This is a genomic window from Streptomyces sp. NPDC051183 (genome assembly GCF_040682455.1).
GTDB lineage: Bacteria > Actinomycetota > Actinomycetes > Streptomycetales > Streptomycetaceae > Streptomyces.
The window spans coordinates 179,802-195,737 of record NZ_JBFBBA010000008.1; the positions used below are offsets into that span (position 1 = coordinate 179,802).

General features: G+C 72.2%; 14 protein-coding genes and 1 riboswitch. Of the genes, 12 read left to right on the top strand and 2 right to left on the bottom strand.

Going from position 1 to position 15,936, the window contains the following annotated elements:
• Positions 1–52: 52 nt before the first annotated feature.
• Positions 53–1,267, bottom strand: a complete 1,215-nt coding sequence (locus AB0M99_RS09790; protein ID WP_365918419.1) for an MFS transporter — start codon at positions 1,265–1,267, stop codon at positions 53–55.
• 54 nt (positions 1,268–1,321) lie between these two features.
• Between AB0M99_RS09790 and AB0M99_RS09795 the strand changes: the two genes are divergently transcribed.
• Entirely contained in the window at positions 1,322–2,485 is a 1,164-nt protein-coding gene (locus AB0M99_RS09795; RefSeq protein WP_365918421.1) for an ROK family transcriptional regulator, read from the top strand.
• A 124-nt stretch (positions 2,486–2,609) separates the two neighbouring features.
• Entirely contained in the window at positions 2,610–4,100 is a 1,491-nt protein-coding gene (locus tag AB0M99_RS09800) for a S41 family peptidase (protein WP_365918423.1), read from the top strand.
• Between the two features lie 67 nt (positions 4,101–4,167).
• Here AB0M99_RS09800 and AB0M99_RS09805 read toward each other — a convergent pair whose 3' ends face one another.
• Positions 4,168–6,501: a chitinase C-terminal domain-containing protein gene (locus AB0M99_RS09805; RefSeq protein ID WP_365918425.1), complete on the bottom strand. Its 2,334-nt coding sequence runs from the start codon at positions 6,499–6,501 to the stop codon at positions 4,168–4,170.
• A gap of 399 nt (positions 6,502–6,900) precedes the next feature.
• A riboswitch (FMN riboswitch) is annotated at positions 6,901–7,031 on the top strand.
• Between the two features lie 233 nt (positions 7,032–7,264).
• Here AB0M99_RS09805 and ribD point away from each other — a divergent pair.
• From ribD to AB0M99_RS09855, 10 genes are all read left to right on the top strand, one after another.
• Entirely contained in the window at positions 7,265–8,362 is a 1,098-nt protein-coding gene (ribD, locus tag AB0M99_RS09810) for a bifunctional diaminohydroxyphosphoribosylaminopyrimidine deaminase/5-amino-6-(5-phosphoribosylamino)uracil reductase RibD (protein WP_365918506.1), read from the top strand.
• Positions 8,363–8,986 carry a riboflavin synthase gene (locus AB0M99_RS09815; protein ID WP_365918427.1) on the top strand — a complete coding sequence of 208 codons (624 nt, stop codon included), beginning with the start codon at positions 8,363–8,365 and terminating at the stop codon, positions 8,984–8,986.
• On the top strand, positions 8,983–9,636 hold the full coding sequence (locus AB0M99_RS09820) for a nicotinamide mononucleotide transporter family protein (protein WP_365918429.1): 654 nt from the start codon (positions 8,983–8,985) through the stop codon (positions 9,634–9,636). The genes AB0M99_RS09815 and AB0M99_RS09820 overlap by 4 nt, the downstream gene beginning before the upstream one ends.
• On the top strand, positions 9,633–10,940 hold the full coding sequence (locus AB0M99_RS09825; RefSeq protein ID WP_365918431.1) for a bifunctional 3,4-dihydroxy-2-butanone-4-phosphate synthase/GTP cyclohydrolase II: 1,308 nt from the start codon (positions 9,633–9,635) through the stop codon (positions 10,938–10,940). The genes AB0M99_RS09820 and AB0M99_RS09825 overlap by 4 nt, the downstream gene beginning before the upstream one ends.
• Before the next feature lie 55 nt (positions 10,941–10,995).
• Entirely contained in the window at positions 10,996–11,481 is a 486-nt protein-coding gene (ribH, locus tag AB0M99_RS09830; protein WP_007262951.1) for a 6,7-dimethyl-8-ribityllumazine synthase, read from the top strand.
• A 35-nt stretch (positions 11,482–11,516) separates the two neighbouring features.
• On the top strand, positions 11,517–11,798 hold the full coding sequence (locus AB0M99_RS09835; protein ID WP_365918433.1) for a phosphoribosyl-ATP diphosphatase: 282 nt from the start codon (positions 11,517–11,519) through the stop codon (positions 11,796–11,798).
• A 98-nt stretch (positions 11,799–11,896) separates the two neighbouring features.
• Positions 11,897–12,745, top strand: a complete 849-nt coding sequence (gene hisG / locus AB0M99_RS09840) for an ATP phosphoribosyltransferase (RefSeq protein ID WP_365918435.1) — start codon at positions 11,897–11,899, stop codon at positions 12,743–12,745.
• Between the two features lie 50 nt (positions 12,746–12,795).
• Positions 12,796–13,260 (top strand): PH domain-containing protein, encoded by a 465-nt coding sequence (locus AB0M99_RS09845; RefSeq protein WP_365918437.1) that lies wholly within the window; start codon positions 12,796–12,798, stop codon positions 13,258–13,260.
• Positions 13,261–13,461: 201 nt separating this feature from the next.
• Positions 13,462–14,841: a hemolysin family protein gene (locus AB0M99_RS09850; protein WP_365918439.1), complete on the top strand. Its 1,380-nt coding sequence runs from the start codon at positions 13,462–13,464 to the stop codon at positions 14,839–14,841.
• Positions 14,838–15,917, top strand: a complete 1,080-nt coding sequence (locus AB0M99_RS09855; RefSeq protein ID WP_365918441.1) for a hemolysin family protein — start codon at positions 14,838–14,840, stop codon at positions 15,915–15,917. The genes AB0M99_RS09850 and AB0M99_RS09855 overlap by 4 nt, the downstream gene beginning before the upstream one ends.
• Positions 15,918–15,936: the final 19 nt, after the last annotated feature.

Sequence of the window (15,936 nt, forward strand, 5' to 3'; positions counted from 1 at the left end):
GTTCGCCGGCGACCAGTCGAGCTTCCGGGCCGCCCTGCGGCCAGGCGCCATATTACGGCTGGATACCGGCAGTTTCGTCCCGATTGGCAGCGGCGGCCGCGCCCACCGCCGGCCGCTGCCGCAGTACGGCGGCCCCCGCGATCAGCGCGAACGCCAGCAGCGTGACCAGCCCGAACGACACCACCAGCGAGGTCGCGTCGGCCACCGCACCGATCGCCGACGGGGCGATCAGCCCCGAGGTGTACGTGATCGTCGCGACACCGGCGATGGCCTGCGCCGGTTCCGGCCCGCTGCGCGCCGCGGCCGCGAAGGCCAGCGGGACCACCACCGCGATGCCGAGCCCGATCAGCGCGAACCCGGCCATGGCCGCGGCCGGCTCCCGTACCGCGACCACGAGGAGCCCGCCCGCGGTGGCCAGCGCGCCGCCCGCGCGGACCGTGCGTACGGCGCCGAACCGGTCCACCACCTTGTCCCCGGCGAGCCGGGCGACCGTCATCGTCAGCGCGAAGGCCGTGGTGGAGGCGGCGGCGAGCCCCGCCTCCGTGTGCAGGACGTCCCGCAGGTACACGGCGGACCAGTCCATGCTCGCGCCCTCCGCGAAGACCGCGCAGAAGCCGATCGCCCCGATGAACAGCGCGGACTTCGGGGGCAGCGCGAAGTGCGGCGGCGCCTGCCCGTCCTGGCCGGGCCGCAGGTCCAGCACACCCCGTGCGGCGACCAGCCCGACCACCGTCAGTGCGAGCGCGGCGGCCAGGTGGTGCAGCCGCGCGTCGGCGCCGGCGTGCGCGGCGGCCGCGCCCGCGGCCGAGCCGATCAGTGCGCCCGCGCTCCACATGCCGTGCAGCGAGGACATGATCGAGCGGCCGAGCCGGTTCTCGGTCTCCACGCCGAGCGCGTTCATCGCCACGTCCGCCATGCCGGCAGTGGCCCCGAAGACGAAGAGCGCCGAGCACAGCGTCACCAGGTTCGGGGCGAGGCTGGGGAGGGTGAGCGACAGGGTCCACATCGCCAGCAGGCCCTGCAGGGCGGTCCGGGCCCCGAACCGGTGGTTGAGCCGCCCCGCCAGCGGCATCGCGAGCGCCGCGCCGAGCGCGGGGAAGGCGAGGGCGAGGCCCAGGGTGCCCGCGCTGAGCTGGGCGTGGTCCTGGATCCAGGGGATACGGGTGGCGAAGGAGCCGGTGACCGCGCCGTGGGCGCAGAAGACGGCGGCTATTGCGAGGCGGGCATGGCGCAGTCGCGCCGGGCTGAGGTCGGTTTCCCCGGTCATGGCAATAAACTATCAGGGACCCTGCCTGATAGTTAGGCCCCGAGGCTCCTTAGGATGGGCGCCGTGACTCCTGCCGAGGCCCTGACCCCCGCCGCTCCCGCTCCTTCGCCCGCTTCCCCCAGCACGGCCCGGGCCATCAACGACCGCCTCGCCCTGCGGCTCCTCCAGGACGAAGGCGCCCTGACGGCCACCCAGCTCAAGAAGCTGACCGGCCTCTCCCGCCCCTCCGTCGCCGACCTCGTGGAGCGGCTCACCGAAGCCGGGCTCATCGAGGTCGTGGGGGAGTCCGGCGAACAGCGCCGCGGACCCAACGCCCGGCTGTACGGGATCGTCGCCCGGCGGGCCCACCTCGCCGCCCTGGACGTACGCACCGACAGCGCCACCGCGATCGTCACGGACCTGCTCGGCAACCCCGTGGCCGAGGGCCGGCTCCCGGTCGACGCGGTCGAGGAAGCCGTGGACCGCCTCGTGGAACTGGCCCGCACGGCCGGCGCGGACCCCCTGCACACGGTGGTGGTCGGAGCCCCGGGCCTGGTGGCCCCGGCCAGCGGCGAACTCGGCGACACCGTCGGCCTTCCGGCCTGGCACCGGGACCTGGTGGCGGCCCTGCAACGGCGGCTGCCCGCCAAGGTCGTGGTGGAGAACGAGACCAACCTGGCGGCCCTCGCCGAACAGCGCGTGGGCGCGGCCCGGGACGTCGAATCGTTCGTGCTGCTCTGGCTCGGCGCGGGCGTCGGCGCGGCGGTGGTCCTGGACGGCCGGCTGCGCCGGGGCGCCTCCGGCGGGGCGGGGGAGATCGGCTTCCTCCCGGTCCCCGGCACCGACGCCCTGCCCTCGGCCACCGACTGCGGCGGCGGCTTCCACGCCCTGGCCGCCCGCGCGTCCGTCACCGCCCTCGCGGCGGAGCACGGCTTCCACGGACCGGTGGAGGAAGCCGTCGCGGGCGCCGCCGGGGAGGCCTTCCTCGACGCCCTCGCCGAGCGGCTCTCCCTCGCCGCCGCGGCCGTGGCGGCCATCCTCGACCCCGGCTGCGTGGTCCTCGGCGGCGAACTCGGCCGCGCCGGAGGGCCCGCCCTCGCCGCGCGGGTCGCGCGCCGGCTGGCCACCCTGAGCCCGCTGACCACCGAGGTCCGCGCCACCGCCCTCGGCGGCCCGGCGGTCCTGACGGGCGCCCGCCTCGCCGCCCGCGAGGCGGCCCAGGCGGTGCTGTTCGGCTGAGCCCGGGCCCGCCGCGGTCGGGGTAGCCCCACCCCGGACCGGGTGGGCCGCCGGATGTCCCCGCCCCACTGCCGCCCCCGATCCTGGGCGCAGTCAAGGAAGTTCGGCGAGCAGGGACGGCACGATGACCGCAGCACACCACAACACCGCAGCACGCGAGGGCACCGGAGCGCGCACGCGCACCGGCGCGGGCAGGCACCGGCGCACGGCCGCCACCGCCCTGCTCCTCTCCCTGGCGGCCACGGCCACCGCCGTCGGCCCGGCCACGGCCGCCGCCGGGGCCAAGCCCGCGAGCCCCGTCGGCATCTGGCAGCTCGACGGCTACGGCACCGTGCTGCGCGTGGAGTCCGGCCGGCTCCAGCAGTACCAGCTCACCGGAGTCAGCTGCCTGCCCGGCGAGAGCGCCCGACGCCTCCCCGGCAACGGCCCCGCCCGCTACGCCACCGCCGACGACGACGAGATCCTCACCGTGCGCCCCGGTTCCGTGCACTTCGACGGCTCCGTCGGCGACCGCGTCACCCGCCGCCTCGCCGCCCTTCCCGACCTGTGCCGCAACGCCCCGGCCCCCGACCCGGACGCGGACCCGGTCACCACCTTCGACGTGTTCTGGCAGACCTTCGTGGAGAACTACCCCTTCTTCGCGGCCAAGGGCATCGACTGGAACGCCGTACGCGACCAGCACCGCCCCCGCGTGCACGCCGGCACCACCGACCCCGAACTCTTCGCCGTCCTGAAGGACATGCTCGCCCCCCTCCACGACGCCCACGTCTCCCTCCGGGGCAGCGGCATGTCCTTCGCCGAGGCCCGCCCGGGCACCACCGTTCCCGGCCCGACACTCGACGCGCGCGTCAAGGCGTACGTCCAGGAGGTCGACCTCGCCGGACGTACGCCGCAGGAGTTCGCCCGGGGCCGGATCTCCTACGCCGACCTCCCCGACGGCCGCGGCTACCTGCGGCTCTCCGGCTTCTCCGGCTACACCGACGGAGACTTCGCCTCCGAGAGCGCCGAGCTGGACCGCGCCCTGGACACCGTGTTCACCGCCGAGCGCACCGCCCGCCTGCGCGGCCTGGTCATCGACCTGCGGATCAACGGCGGCGGCCACGACGCACTCGGCCTGCAACTGGCGGCGCGGCTCACGGACCACCCGTACTTCGCCTACGCCAAGCGCGTCCGCAACGACCCCGCCGATGCCACGCGCTTCACCCGGCCGCAGCCCCTGTACGTCCAGCCCGCGCGGGCCCCCCGGTACACCGGCCCGATCGCCGTGCTGACCGGCGGATCCACCATGAGCGCGGGCGAGACCTTCACCCAGGCCCTCCTCGACCGCCCCGGCCGGACGGTCCGCATCGGACAGCCGACCCAGGGCGTCTTCTCCGACGTCCTGGGCCGCACCCTGCCCAACGGCTGGCAACTGGGCCTGCCCAACGAGCAGTTCCTGACCCGTACCGGGAAGACCTTCGACGGCCCCGGCATCCCGGTCGACCACACCACCCCGGTCTTCACCGAGGAGGAGTTCGACCGGCGCCGCGACTCCGCCTTCGCCGCCGCCCTCGACCGCCTGCCCCACCACGGGGCCGGGGCTCCGTCTCAGTCCCCGGAGGTCCGCTTGGGGTGAGCACGTGCGAGGACCCGGTGGCCGCCGGGCCACCGGGTCCTCGCGTACCGCTCACCCGAAGGGGATGTCAGCAGGCGCCCTGGTCCTTCCAGACGCCCCATTCACCGGTGGTGCCGGGCTCTTCGTTCTGCGTCCACCACTGGGCCTTCCAGTTGCGGCCCTTGTGCGAGACGACGGTGCCGCCGGTGGTGATCTGGCCCGCGACGTACGCCGGGTTGGTGCAGGTCCCGCCCGGGGGCGTGGTCGGCGGGGTGGTCGGGGGAGTGGTCGGCGGGGTGGTGGTGCCGGGCTGGACCACCGTCACGCCGCGCGCCAGGTCACCGGCGAGCGCGTACGTCGTACCGGATATGTTCACGGTCCAGTTGGAGGGCGTGGACACCGGCAGGTAGTAGTTGAAGGCCAGGTCGACCGAGGCGCCCGGGGCGAGCGTCTGCCACGCCGGGAGCTTCAGCGAGACCCGGTGGAAGTCGCCCTTCAGACCGCCGACGTTGCTGCCGGTGTGGTCACTCTTGATGACCTTGGTACCGAAGCCCGACTGGTCGGACGCGTTGGCCGGGGCCGCGGTGGAGTAGTCGAACTGGAACTCCGTGCCGCCGGGCAGCGTCGTGTTCGTGTTGTTGATGATCTTGAGCTTCGGGGTGATCGGGTAGTTCGAGTCGCCCAGCTTGAACTCGTTGAACTCGGTCTTGATGTCGACGGCCTGCGCGGGCAGCGCGGTGTTGGTCTTCTTCGCGCCGTACGGGGAGGCCGACTTGAACTTGTCGTACATCAGGGAGGTCAGCGTGTCGCCGATCTCGTACTGGCCCTTCGCGGCGTTCCAGGCGTAGTCGCCGGCCATCTCCCAGACCATGGTGCCGCCGATGCCGCGGTCGACCACGTAGTCGGCCTTGGCCGCCACCGACTGCTCGTCCTCCGTGGAGAGGAACACCTTCTTCTGCGCGTTCCACAGCCACGGCGCGACCAGGTTGGCGTCGTACTTGCGGGCGTAGGTGCCGGTCAGGGTGGTGTTGGCGGGGAAGCCGTACTTGGTGACGTAGTCGCCGACGATCCCCTTCTCCAGGTTCTTGGCGTGCCACATCGGGTTGGAACCGGCCGGGGACTCGACCCCGTTGGTGTCCTTGTCGTGCCACAGGTTGTCGATGCCGACCGCGCCGTCACCGCACTTGGTCAGGCCCGCGCCGGCCGGGCAGGTGGTCGCGGCCGCCTTGCCCCACAGGCCGTCGGTGCCGCCCTGGACGTTCTTGAAGCCGCGGGTGTAGTAGGGCAGGCCGATGTTGATGCGGCCGGCCGGCATGGAGCCGCGGAAGTAGTGGTAGGCCCAGTCGGTGTTGAGGTAACCGATGTTGCCGTACTGCGAGCTGCCGTAGACGTTGGCGGCGGCCAGCTCGGCGTCCTTGCCGTCGTCGAAGAGCGAGGCGTTGGGGCCGACGTACTCGTTCCAGGCGCCGTGCAGGTCGTAGGACATGATGTTGACGTAGTCCAGATACTTCTGCATCTGGAAGGTCTCCATGCCGCGCAGCAGGTAGCCGGAGGAGGGGGCGGCGACGGTCAGCAGGTAGTGCTTGCCGTCGGCGGCGCCCGCCTTGTCGAGCTTCTCGCGCAGGGACTTCATCAGGACGTCGTAGCCCTTGACCAGCCCGGCGCGGCGGGCGTTGGACAGCTGCCAGTCCAGCGGGTTGCCCGCGTCCTTCATGGTGGTCGGGTACTCGTAGTCGATGTCGACGCCGTTGAACCCGTACTTGCGGATGAACTCGACCGACGAGTCCGCGAAGGTGTCGATGCCGGCCTGGTTGACCGAGCCGTCGGCGTTGGTGGCCATCGAGTAGAAGCCGCCGGAGGCGACGCGGTTGCCGTCGTCGCCGAAGTAGCCGCCGGTCTCGGCCCAGCCGCCGACCGAGATCAGCGTCTTGACGTTCGGGTACTGCTTCTTGAACTTGTTGAGCAGGTTGAAGTTGCCCTTGTAGGGCAGGGCCGGGTCCATCTCGGCGCCCGCGACGCCGGGCCAGGTCATCCCGGTGGCGGAGTTGTTCGCGTTGTCCGCGCCGACCGAGATCTTGTTGTCGCCGCCCACGTGGGCGAAGGCGTAGTTCAGGTGGGTGACCTTGGACCACGGGATGTTGTGGGGCAGATACGCGGGCGTGCCGTCCTTGCCCGTGCGCCAGCCGGTGAAGTAGCCGATGACGCGCCGCTGGTGGTCGGCGCCCATCTTCTCGCGGCCTTCGGTGTCGTAGACCGAGCAGTACGGGACGTCGACCCCGGCCGTCCTGTACAGGCCGTCGGGGCGACAGGACTCGTTGTCGGCGGCGTGCGAGACGCCCGCCGAGAGGCCCGCCACCAACAATCCGGCGATTGCGGCGCCGGATGCCAGGAGCATCGCTCTCGTGCGTGTGGGGGACAGCATGGTGCCTCCTGGGGAGGGGAGGATGGCAGGACACAACATGGAGCAACAAGGCGAAAGCCGGAGCTGGTTGGCCCGTGACGTGCGCACATCTGACGGGCTGTCTCCCGGGGAAGATGAAGGGAACGTTAAGAGGACTAGACCAACCCGTCAATAGGTCTGGACCAAAGCGAGGCCCTGCTCGACCTGGAATCGGGTCGGAATCGGTCCGGAATCGGGTCGGAGCCGGTCCGGAACCGCGCTCGGGTCGGCCCGTGGCCGGAAGTCGCTCGGGCGGGGCTCGGGCAGCGCTCGGATGGCGCGATCCGGTCGCTCAAGAGTGACCGTTCTGTGACCCAGGCCACATTGACTCACCCGCATGGCCGCGGATCACCCGTGGCACACTGGCCCTAGTACCAGTAGCAGCGCACTCCGGGGTCGGTGTAATTCCGAACCGGCGGTTATAGTCCGCGACCCGTCCGCAGCCAGCGGCCGGTTGACCAGGTGAAATTCCTGGACCGACGGTTAAAGTCCGGATGGGAGGCAGTGCGCGGCGGGCCAGTCACCGGTACGCCGCCGTCGGCGGTCCCCACGGCGCACCCTTCGGGATGCGCGAGTGAGAGGACCGTATTTTCGGCCTCGGCGTCCCCGCGTGTGCTACCCGCTTCATCTGTCGTATCCCGACAGGCCCCGGAGTCCGTGCCCGATGAGGCAGGAGGACCCGGTGGCGACACACGCCGACGCGCACGACAGCGACGCATCCGCCCGCGACGCGGACGCATTCGCCATGGGCCGGGCCATCGAGCTCGCGGCCCGCGGCCTCGGCTCCACCAGTCCCAACCCCGTGGTCGGCTGCGTGATCACCGACGCCTCGGGCACCGTCGTCGGCGAGGGCTGGCACGAGCGGGCCGGCGGCCCGCACGCCGAGGTCCACGCACTGGCCGCGGCAGGCGCCGCCGCCCGCGGCGGCACCGCCTACGTCACCCTCGAACCCTGCAACCACACCGGCCGTACGGGACCCTGCGCCACCGCCCTCGCCGAGGCTGGCATCACCCGTGTGGTCTACGCCGTCCCCGACCCGAACCCGCAGGCCAGCGGCGGTGCCGCGACCCTGCGCGCCGCCGGGATCGCCACGGAGCCCGGGCTGCTCGGAGCCGAGGCCGAGGAGGGCAACGCCGCCTGGCTGACCTCCGTACGCCTCGGCCGCCCCTACGTCCTGTGGAAGTACGCCGCCACCCTCGACGGCCGCGTCGCCGCCGCCGACGGCACCAGCCGCTGGATCAGCTCCCCGGAGTCCCGCGCCGACGTACACCGCCTGCGCGCCGAGGCCGACGCCGTCGTCGTCGGCTCCGGCACCCTGCGCGCCGACGACCCGCACCTCGCCGTCCGCGGGGCCGCCGGCCCCACCGCGGCCGACCAGCCCCTGCGGGTCGTCCTCGACACCCACGCCACCATCCGGCCCACCGCCCGCGTCCTGGACGACGTCGCACCCACGCTGATCGCCGTGGCCGAGCACCTCGACGACGCGGCCACCCGCCACCTCGCCGGAGTGGAGGTGGTCCGCCTCCCGTCCGACAAGCGCGGGATCTCCGTGGACGCCCTGCTCGGCGAGCTGCACCGGCGCGGCGTCCGCTCCGTACTTCTCGAAGGCGGCCCCACCCTGGCCGGCGCCTTCGTCGCCGCGGGCGCCGTCGACAAGGTCGTCGGCTACCTCGCCCCGGTCCTCCTCGGAGCGGGCCCGAACACCCTCGCCGACGCCGGCATCGGCACCCTCACCGAAGCGCTCCGGCTGCGGATCACCGAGACGGTCCGCATCGGCACAGACATCCGCATCACCGCAGTACCCGCTGCGCCCTCCGTCCCCACTGCCCCCAAGGAGCACTGAGTGTTCACCGGAATCGTCGAAGAACTGGGCGAGGTCACCGCCGTCGAGGAGCTCGCCGAAGCCTCCCGCTTCCGCCTGCGCGGCCCCGTGGTCACCGAGGGCGCCAAGCACGGCGACTCCATCGCCGTCAACGGCGTCTGCCTCACGGTCGTCGAGACCGCGGACGGCGAGTTCACCGCGGACGTCATGCAGGAAACCCTCAACCGCTCCAGCCTCGGCGCCCTGACCAAGGGCTCCCGGGTCAACCTGGAGCGCCCGATGGCCCTCGGCGGACGCCTCGGCGGCCACCTGGTCCAGGGCCACGTGGACGGCACCGGCGAGATCCTCTCCCGCACCCCCTCCGAGCACTGGGAACTCGTCAAGGTCGCGCTCCCCGCGAACCTCTCGCGCTACGTCGTCGAGAAGGGCTCCATCACGGTCGACGGCGTCAGCCTCACCGTGGTCGAGGCCGCCGCCGACTGGTTCACCATCAGCCTCATCCCCACCACCCTCGCGCTGACCACGCTCGGCATCAAGCAGCCCGGCGACCCGGTCAACCTCGAAGTGGACGTCCTCGCCAAGTACGTCGAGCGCCTGCTCGCCGCCGGCGTCGACCCGCTGCACACGGACGGAGCCGACCGGTGAGCGCCCTGACCTGGCTCAACACGGAGGCCTTCGAGGTCTTCGGCCAGAAGGTCATCTGGTCCGACATGATCGGCAACCTGATGGGCCTCGCCGCCCTCGCCCTCGGCTGGCGCCGCTCCATATGGACCTGGCCCGCCCAGCTCCTCTCCGGCGCGATCCTGGTCGCCGCCTACGCCTCCGCCCACCTCGCCGGCGGCGTCGGCAAGCAGCTCCTCGTCATCTCCGTGGCGGTCTGGGGCTGGCGCGCCTGGCAGCTCGGCAGCCAGAAGGCCCAGGACGGCTCCATCGCCGTGCGCACCGCCACCTGGAAGGAGCGCGGACTGCTCCTGGCGGGCGCGGCGCTCGGCACCCTCGCCGTCGGCAGCCTGTTCACGCTCTACCCGAACCTGTCGTGGAGCCCGTGGGCCGACGCGTACATCTTCGTCGGCACCATCGTCGCGATGGTCGCCCAGGCCCGCGGCCTGGTCGAGTTCTGGGTCGCCTGGCTCCTCGTCGACGTGGTCGGCGTCCCCCTCGCCTTCAACAGCGGACTGGCCTTCTCCGGCCTCGTCTACGTCGTGTACTTCGCCCTCGTCGTGTGGGGCGCCTACGACTGGTACCAGCGCTCGCGCACCACCCCCGCCCCGGCCCTGGAAGGAGCAACGGCATGACCCTCAACCCCCTCCTCAAGCCCGTGCCCGACGCCGCGACCGACGAGACCTTCCGTCTCGACCCCGTCGAGCAGGCCATCCGCGACATCGCGGCCGGCCGCCCGGTCGTCGTGGTGGACGACGAGGACCGCGAGAACGAGGGCGACCTCGTCATCGCCGCCGAGAAGGCCACCCCCGAGATCATCGCGTTCATGATGAGCGAGTGCCGCGGCCTGATCTGCGCCCCCATGGAGGGCCCCGAGCTGGACCGGCTCGAACTCCCGCAGATGGTCCAGCACAACACCGAGTCGATGCAGACAGCCTTCACCGTCTCCGTCGATGCGAGCGGCGCCCACGGCGTCACCACCGGCATCTCGGCCGCAGACCGCGCCACCACCCTGCGCCTGCTGGCCGACGGCGTCAGCGGTCCGGGCGACTTCGTCCGCCCCGGCCACATCTTCCCGCTGCGCGCCAAGCCCGGCGGCGTCCTGGTCCGCAACGGCCACACCGAGGCCGCCGTCGACCTCGCCCGCCTCGCGGGCCTGCGCCCGGCCGGCGCCATCGTGGAGATCGCCGGCGAGGACGGCGTCATGCTGCGCCTGCCCGAGCTGATCCCCTTCGCCCGCAAGCACGGCCTGACGATCATCTCCATCGAGGACCTGATCGCCTACCGCCGCTCCGCCGAGCCGACCGTCCGCCGCGAGGCCCGGGTCAGCCTGCCGACCGCCTTCGGCGAGTTCACGGCGTACGGCTACCGCTCCACCGTCGACGGGGTCGAGCACGTCGCCCTGGTCCACGGCGACATCGCCGCCGCCGGCGGCGAGGACGTCCTGGTCCGCATCCACTCCGAGTGCCTGACCGGCGACATCTTCCAGTCCCAGCGCTGCGACTGCGGCCCCCAGCTGCACGCAGCCATGGAGCGGATCACCGCCGAGGGCCGCGGCGCCGTCGTCTACCTGCGCGGCCACGAGGGCCGCGGCATCGGACTGCTGTCCAAGATGCGCGCGTACGAGCTCCAGGAGCGCGGCCGCGACACCCTCGACGCCAACCTGGAGCTGGGCCTGCCCGCCGACGCCCGCGACTACGCGGCCGGCGCGCAGATCCTCGCCGACCTCGGCGTCCACAGCGTCCGGCTGCTGACCAACAACCCCGACAAGTCGGCGGCCCTCGTACGCAACGGCATCCAGGTCTCCGACCGGGAGTCGATGCCCATAGAGGCGGGCGAGCACAACCTGCGCTACCTGCGCACCAAGCGGGACCGCATGGGCCACGACCTGCCCTGGCTGGACGCGGCCGTGACCACGTCGGCCTGCGGCAACCAGTAGACGTACCGAACCACCCCACACACCCGAACACCACGAAGCACCGAGGAGCAGAGCTGTGAGCGGCAAGGGCGCACCCGAACTGAGCGTGAAGAACTGCGGAGACCTCCGAGTCGCCGTCATCGCGGCCCAGTGGCACGAAAAGGTCATGGACGGCCTGGTGGACGGCGCCCTGCGCGCCCTGCACGAGCTGGGCATCGACGAGCCCACCCTGCTGCGCGTCCCGGGCAGCTTCGAGCTCCCGGTCGTGGCGAAGGTACTCGCCGGTCGCGGTTACGATGCCATCGTCGCCCTCGGAGTGGTCATCCGCGGCGGCACCCCGCACTTCGACTACGTCTGCCAGGGCGTCACCCAAGGCCTGGTCCAGGTGTCGATCGACACCGGAGTCCCCGTCGGCTTCGGGGTACTGACCTGCGACAACGACGAGCAGGCGCTGGACCGCGCCGGACTCGAAGGGTCGAACGAGGACAAGGGGCACGAAGCGGTCACCGCCGCCGTCTCCACCGCCATGACCCTGCGCACCGTCAGCGAACCCTGGCGCTGAGTGGCAGGGGCCCACCCCGTATTCTGAGGACCATCATGGCGAACACACCCACCAAGAGTTTTGAAGAGCTCTTCACGGAGCTTCAGCTCAAGGCCGCCAACGGCGACCCCAGCACCTCCCGCACGGCCGAGCTCGTCGCCAAGGGCGTCCATGCCATCGGCAAGAAGGTCGTCGAGGAGGCCGCCGAGGTCTGGATGGCCGCCGAATACGAGGGCAAGGAAGCGGCCGCCGAGGAAATCTCCCAGCTGCTCTACCACGTTCAGGTGATGATGGTGGCGCGCGGGATCTCCCTCGACGACGTCTACGCGCACCTCTAGGCCGAAGCTCGTGCGCTGCTCCCCGGCGACCCGCGCCGGGGTGCCCGCGCGCCCGTAACAGCACACCCTTTCGCACCTACGCACCCGAGGAAGCACCCATGCTGCGCATCGCCGTCCCCAACAAGGGCTCACTCTCCGGACCGGCGGCCGCGATGCTCCATGAGGCCGGCTACCGGATGCGCAAGGAGTCCAAGGAACTCGTGGTCGTCGACCCCGAGAACGAGGTGGAGTTCTTCTACCTCCGCCCCAAGGACATCGCGATCTACGTGTCCTCCGGCAAGCTCGACATCGGCATCACCGGCCGCGACCTGCTGCTCGACTCCGGCGCCAGCGCCGAGGAGATCCTGCCGCTGAACTTCGGCCGGTCCACCTTCCGCTACGCCACCATCCCCGGCACCGCGAAGGGCCCCGAGGACTTCCACGGGATGACCATCGCGACCTCCTACGAGGGGATCGTCGCCAAGCACCTCGCCGAGCAGGGCATCGACGCCTCCGTCGTCCACCTCGACGGCGCGGTCGAGACCGCCATCCAGCTCGGCGTCGCCCAGGTCATCGCCGACGTCGTCGAGACCGGCACCAGCCTGCGCAACGCCGGCCTGGAGGTCATCGGCGAGCCGATCCTCACCTCCGAGGCCGTGGTCATCCGGGGCAACAACACCGACCCCGACGACCCGACGGCCCAGCAGTTCCTGCGCCGCCTCCAGGGCGTCCTGGTGGCCCGCAGCTACGTGATGATGGACTACGACTGCCGCGCCGAGCACCTGGAGCGCGCGGTCGCCCTCACCCCGGGCCTGGAGTCGCCGACCGTCTCCCCGCTGCACAACGAAGGCTGGGTCGCCGTCCGCGCGATGGTCCCGGCCAAGGAAGCCCAGCGGATCATGGACGACCTGTACGCGCTCGGCGCGCGCGCGATCCTCACCACCTCGATCCACGCCTGCCGGCTCTGATCCGTACACAGTCTCCACCCGTACGCCGACCCCAGAAGGCACACCGCACCATGGCCGAGCCCGCCGCCCAGCACGTACCGCCCACCCTGCCGGTCACCTTCCGGCCGACCCGCACCAGGGTCGTTCTGCTGGGCGTCGGCGCAGCCATGTTCCTCACCATCACGGCCATCGCGCTGGTCCTCGACACCCTCCACCCGGGGGAGCGGATCAGCTTCGTCTTCACCGCCGTGCTGCTGACCTCCGTCCTCGTCCTGCTCAGCCGCCCCAAGGTGGTCGCCGACGAGGACGGGGTCACCGTGGTCAACCTCACCAGCACCCGCCGCCTGGCCTGGGCGCAGATCCTGCGGGTCAACCTCCGCCCGGGCGATCCCTGGGTGTTCCTCGACCTCAGCGACGGCACGAGCCTGCCCGTACTGGGCATCCAGCCGGGCGTCGCCAAGCAGCAGGCCATCGGTGACGCGAGGGCCCTGCGCGCCCTCGCGGAATCCCGCGGAACCGGCGCAAACCACCACTGACCCCGCCGAGCATCGTCGATGCGTCCCATTGCGGCGGCGATCTCAGTGACTACCCTGGTGGCGGGGCGCGGACGTGCGCCCTCCCACCGGCCCCCGGAACCCCGGGGACCAAGGGCACCTGCGACTTGAGGAGTGACTCCCTCCAGCAATGGACGGATCGTCCGGTAGTACCCGCGCCGCCCTCCCCACGGAGGCGGCGGCATGACCATCCCGCTACTCCTTCTCGTGGCGGCCTTCGTTCTGATCCTCGCCAACGGATTCTTCGTGGCAGCCGAATTCGGCCTCGTCACCGTGGAGAGACCCGAGGCCGAACGAGCCGCAGCCGACGGAGACCGCCGTGCCCGTACGGTGGTCAAGGCCCTGCGGGAGCTGTCCTTCCAGCTCTCCGGCACCCAGCTCGGCATCACCATCACCTCCCTCGTGGTCGGCATGCTCGCCGAGCCGGCCCTCGCGGCCCTGCTGGCCGGGCCGCTCGCCGCGACCGGCCTCCCCGAGGGAGCCGTCCCCGGCGTCGCCGTCGTCATCGGCATGCTGCTCGCCTCCGCCGTCCAGATGGTCGTCGGCGAGCTTGTCCCGAAGAACTGGGCGGTCTCCCGGCCGCTCCAGGTGGCACGCTTCGTCGCCGGCCCCCAGAACGCCTTCTCCCGCGCCTTCCGCCCGGTCATCGCCGGCCTCAACGCCGTCGCCAACCGGCTCGTACGCGCGCTGGGCGTGGAGCCCACCGACGAGATGGCCTCCGCCCGCACCCCCGGCGAACTGGTCTCCCTCGTCCGTCACTCGGCCCAGGCCGGCGCCCTCGAACAGGACACCGCCGACCTCTTCGTACGGACCCTCTCGCTGGGCGAACTCACCGCCCAGCACGTCATGACCCCCCGGGTCCGGGTCAGCGCGCTCCAGCACACGGCCACCGCGGCCGACGTCCTCAACCTGACCCGCGCCACCGGTCTTTCCCGCTTCCCGGTCTACCGGGAACGCATCGACGAGATCACCGGCGTCGTCCACCTCAAGGACGCGCTCGCCGTCCCCGAGGCCGAGCGCGGCCGCACCACCGTCAGCCGCATCTGCGTCGCCCCGCTGCTGGTGCCCGGCTCCCTGCCGGTGCAGCCGCTGCTGGAACGGCTGCGCAGCGAACAGCCGATGGCCGTCGTCGTCGACGAATACGGCGGCACCGCCGGAGTCGTCACCCTGGAGGACATCGTGGAGGAACTCGTCGGCGAGGTCCGCGACGAGCACGACCTCGCGGAGGACGAGGGCCCCGAACTGGCCGCCGTACCCGCCGAGGACGGCCGCCCCTCCTGGGAGGCCGACGGCAGCTGCCGCGTCCAGACCCTGCGCCGGATAGGCCTGGAGGTCCCCGAGGGCCCCTACGAGACCGTCGCCGGCCTCGTCGCCGACCTGCTCGGCCGCATCCCCGCCCCCGGGGACCGCGCCGAACTCCCCGGCTGGAAGCTCTCCGTCCGCCAGGTCGGCCGCTACCGGGCCGAACGGGTCCGGCTGGTGCGCACCGCACCGCCCGGCACCGGCGCGGCGCCCTCGGCAGCCGCCCCCGCCGAGCTGGAACCGGTGGGTGGCCCGCGGTGAACGTGCTCCAGCTCCTCTTCGCCCTGCTCCTCGTCCTGGCCAACGGCTTCTTCGTCGGCGCCGAGTTCGCGCTCGTCTCCGTACGCCGCAGCCAGATCGAGCCCCTCGCGGCCGGCTCCAAGCGGGCCCGCCAGGTGCTCCACGGCCTGGAGAACCTGCCGCGCATGATGGCCGCCGCGCAGTTCGGCATCACCATGTGCTCGCTCACCCTCGGCGCGGTCGCCGAACCCACCGTCGCCCGGCTCCTGGAGCCCGTCTTCCACGCGGCACGGGTGCCCGAGGGCCTGATCCATCCCCTCGGGTACGCCCTGGCGCTCGCCGCGGTGATCTTCCTGCACCTGGTCATCGGCGAGATGGTCCCCAAGAACCTCGCCATGGCCGCCCCCGAGAAGACCGCCCTGTGGTTCAGCCCCGGCCTGGTCGCCTTCGCCCGGCTCTGCGGGCCGGTGACCACCGCCCTCGGAGCCTGCGCCAAGGTCGTCCTGCGGCTCTTCAAGGTCGAGCCCAAGGACGAGGTCGAGGCCGTCTACACCTCTGCGCAGCTCGGCCGGCTGCTCAAGGACTCCCGGCAGGCCGGGCTCCTGGAGCCGGTCGAGCAGGAGCGCCTGGAGGACGCCCTGGAGCTCGGCAGCCGCCCGGTCACCGACGTCCTCCTCGCCCCGGGCCGGCTGGTCACCGTCGGCCCCTCGGCCACCCCGCGCCAGATCGAGCAGCTGACGGTCCGCACCGGGTACTCCCGCTTCCCCGTCCGGTCCGACGACGGCGCCTTCATGGGTTACCTGCACGTGAAGGACGTACTGGACCTGGAGGAGCGGGAGCGGGCCGTACCCCAGCGGGTCTGGCGCCGGATGACCACCCTGTGCTCGACCCTGCCGCTGGACGACGCGCTCAGCGTCATGCGCCGGGACGCCACCCACCTCGCCCAGGTCGCCGACCCGGCCGGGCGGGTCCTCGGCCTGGTCGCCATGGAGGACGTCCTGGAGATGCTGGTCGGCGAGGTCCGTGACCCCGCGCACCGCACGGCACCGCCCGCCCGCAGGCCCGAGCGCCGCCCGGAGGGCGCGCTCACCGCCTGACGCCGCCGCCGGACCCGTC

Coding starts and splice junctions, on each gene's coding strand:
- AB0M99_RS09790 (WP_365918419.1), bottom strand. CDS start 1,267: ATGACCGGGGAAACCGACCTCAGCCCGGCGCGACTGCGCCATGCCCGC.
- AB0M99_RS09795 (WP_365918421.1), top strand. CDS start 1,322: ATGGGCGCCGTGACTCCTGCCGAGGCCCTGACCCCCGCCGCTCCCGCT.
- AB0M99_RS09800 (WP_365918423.1), top strand. CDS start 2,610: ATGACCGCAGCACACCACAACACCGCAGCACGCGAGGGCACCGGAGCG.
- AB0M99_RS09805 (WP_365918425.1), bottom strand. CDS start 6,501: ATGCTGTCCCCCACACGCACGAGAGCGATGCTCCTGGCATCCGGCGCC.
- ribD (WP_365918506.1), top strand. CDS start 7,265: ATGGGCCGGGCCATCGAGCTCGCGGCCCGCGGCCTCGGCTCCACCAGT.
- AB0M99_RS09825 (WP_365918431.1), top strand. CDS start 9,633: ATGACCCTCAACCCCCTCCTCAAGCCCGTGCCCGACGCCGCGACCGAC.
- AB0M99_RS09835 (WP_365918433.1), top strand. CDS start 11,517: ATGGCGAACACACCCACCAAGAGTTTTGAAGAGCTCTTCACGGAGCTT.
- hisG (WP_365918435.1), top strand. CDS start 11,897: ATGCTGCGCATCGCCGTCCCCAACAAGGGCTCACTCTCCGGACCGGCG.
- AB0M99_RS09845 (WP_365918437.1), top strand. CDS start 12,796: ATGGCCGAGCCCGCCGCCCAGCACGTACCGCCCACCCTGCCGGTCACC.
- AB0M99_RS09850 (WP_365918439.1), top strand. CDS start 13,462: ATGACCATCCCGCTACTCCTTCTCGTGGCGGCCTTCGTTCTGATCCTC.